We start from the raw sequence: 2,600 nt of genomic DNA, 5'->3' as shown, positions 1-2,600 counted from the left end.
AAGGGGACATGCTCGCAAGATAACTTAAAAAAATACTAAGTGAAATAAAAAGCAACCTCTTACAAAGAATAATAAAATAAATTATGAAAAGGGGCAAAAGCATGAAAAAGTTATTATACATAAGTGTAAACTCAAAGCCAGAAGACTTGTCAGCTAGCAAAACAGTAGCTAGAAAATTTATAAATAGATTCCTAGAAAAAAATAAAGATTTTACAGTAGAAGAAGTAGACCTTTACAAAGAACATATACCTAGACTTGAGTATCAATACTTTGAAAAAAGAAACTGCATAGTAAACGAAGATGATGCAAAACAATTAGATGATAAAGACCAAATAGAAATACAAAAAATAAGAGAATTATGTGATCAATTTGTAGATGCCAGCGTATATGTAATAGCAGCACCTATGTGGAGCTTATCATTTCCTGCACCACTTAAAGAATATATAGATTGTATAATGCAAGATCAAAAGACAATAACTTTTGACAGCGGAAAACCGGAAGGTCTTTTAAATAATATAGATAGAAGTGTAGTTTATATACAATCATCAGGGGGACATATACCTTGGATACTAAAGCCTGTTATGAATAAAGGTATAAATTATGTAGAAAATATAATTAAATTTATGGGAATAAAGAAATTTGAAGAACTACTAGTAGATGGAACAGGATTTACGGAGCAAGAAAGAAAAGAAGCAATAGATAAAGCAGTAGGAAAAATAGATGATGTAATTGACTCGATGAAATATTAATTAAATACAAATAAAGCCATGTGGTATGTTGACTATATGGCTTTATTTGTATTTAATTTAAAAAAATTCTATATGCTCTTAAAGTCATATTTCTATCAATAGAAAGAAAAATATTTTTATAATCCCCACTAATAAACTTGAGATAATTCGCCAACACGTCGCTCAAACGAAGCGGATTTTTAAATTCTAATAATTTTTATATATTGAAAAAAATAATAGGAAAACATTTCCTAAAGCATGGATTAATAAAATACTTTAGATGATAACATAGGGGAAAGTGTAGAGATATAAGTAAATAACAATGCTTCAGATATAAAATAAAAATTAATAATAAATTGAAAATTTAAAAAAATAAATGACGCTAAGTATTTGAAATCAAAAAAAAATAATCGAGAATAAAACTGTCGAAAAAGAGAAAAAAATGTATTGAAACTAATGAAAAATGTATTATAATTATAACGTAGAATAAATGAAATAATAAAATTTATAATTTAAAAGGAGAGCGAAATGGAAAATAAGCAACTTCAAAAAAATCTTGGATTAGCTGCAGCTTTATCAACAGTTGTTGGTATGGTTATAGGTGGAGGGGTATTCTTTAAGCCTCAAGCAGTTTATTCAGCAACTGGCGGAGAACCAGGACTTGGAATGATAGCATGGGTATTAGCAGGAATTATGACAATAACAGGCGGGCTTACGGCTGCAGAAGTTTCAGCAGCAATACCTAAAACTGGTGGAATGATGGTATATATAGAAGAAATCTATGGTAAAAAATTAGGATTCTTAACAGGATGGATGCAAACGGTGTTATTCTTCCCAGCTACTATAGCAGCATTAGCAGTTATATTTGCAGATCAAGCTACAGGTTTAATGGGACAACCTGAATTAAAGCTTGTAGTAGCAGTAGGTGTAATAGTATTAATAGCAGGACTTAATACTTTAGGATCTAAAGCAGGTGGATCTATACAAACAATTGCAACTGTAGGTAAATTAATACCTCTTATATTAATAATGATATTTGGATTTATAAAAGGATCTGGACAAAATGAAATAATGACTCCTCTAGTAGCAGAAGGCGTAAGTGCAGGTGGAGTATTAGGACAATTATTAATAGCAGTATTATTTGCTTATGATGGATGGATAAATGTTGGAGCTTTAGCTGGAGAAATGAAAGACCCAGGTAAAGATTTACCAAAAGCAATAGTTGGTGGATTATCATTAGTTATGGCAGTTTATTTAATTATAAATGTAGCATATCTTTGGGTATTACCAGCTAGTGAATTAAAGGACGCAGCAGCACCAGCTGCAGCAGTTGCAAATGAAATATTTGGACCAGTTGGTGGTAAGATGATAACTGTTGGTATATTAGTATCAGTATTCGGTGCATTAAATGGATACTTACTAACAGGACCAAGAGTTGCTTATACATTAGCAGAGCAAAAAACTTTACCAGGATATAACTTCTTATCTAAGTTAAATGCTGCTCAAGCACCAGCTAATGCAATAATATCAATGGCAATACTTGCTTCATTATATGCTTTATCTGGACAATTTAACTTATTAAGTGATTTATCAATATTTGCTATATGGATATTCTATGTATTAACATTTATAGGAGTTATAAAGTTAAGAAAAGATCAACCAAACTTACACAGACCATATAAAGTACCTTTCTACCCAGTAATACCAATGATAGCAATATTAAGTGGATTATACGTTGTATTAAACCAATTATTACTTGCAGGTATGGAAACTACTATGATATCAGTAGGAGGACTTATAATAACTGCAATCGGTTTACCAGTTTATAATGCTATGAGTAAGAAAAACGAAGAAGAGAGTAAATCAAAAAAA

At 30.4% G+C, this 2,600-nt stretch carries 2 protein-coding genes; both read left to right on the top strand.

The features are described 5' to 3' along the window. The first annotated feature begins 101 nt into the window (after positions 1–101). Complete coding sequence (locus tag VLM92_RS04325) at positions 102–749, top strand: FMN-dependent NADH-azoreductase (RefSeq protein WP_325275126.1); 648 nt, start codon at positions 102–104, stop codon at positions 747–749. A gap of 507 nt (positions 750–1,256) precedes the next feature. After that, on the top strand, positions 1,257–2,600 hold a 1,344-nt coding region (locus VLM92_RS04320), incomplete at its 3' end, for an APC family permease (protein ID WP_325275125.1).

It is taken from the genome of Romboutsia sp., from assembly GCF_035470145.1.
Lineage (GTDB): Bacteria > Bacillota > Clostridia > Peptostreptococcales > Peptostreptococcaceae > Romboutsia_D.
This window is presented reverse-complemented; position numbering and strand designations above follow the sequence as displayed.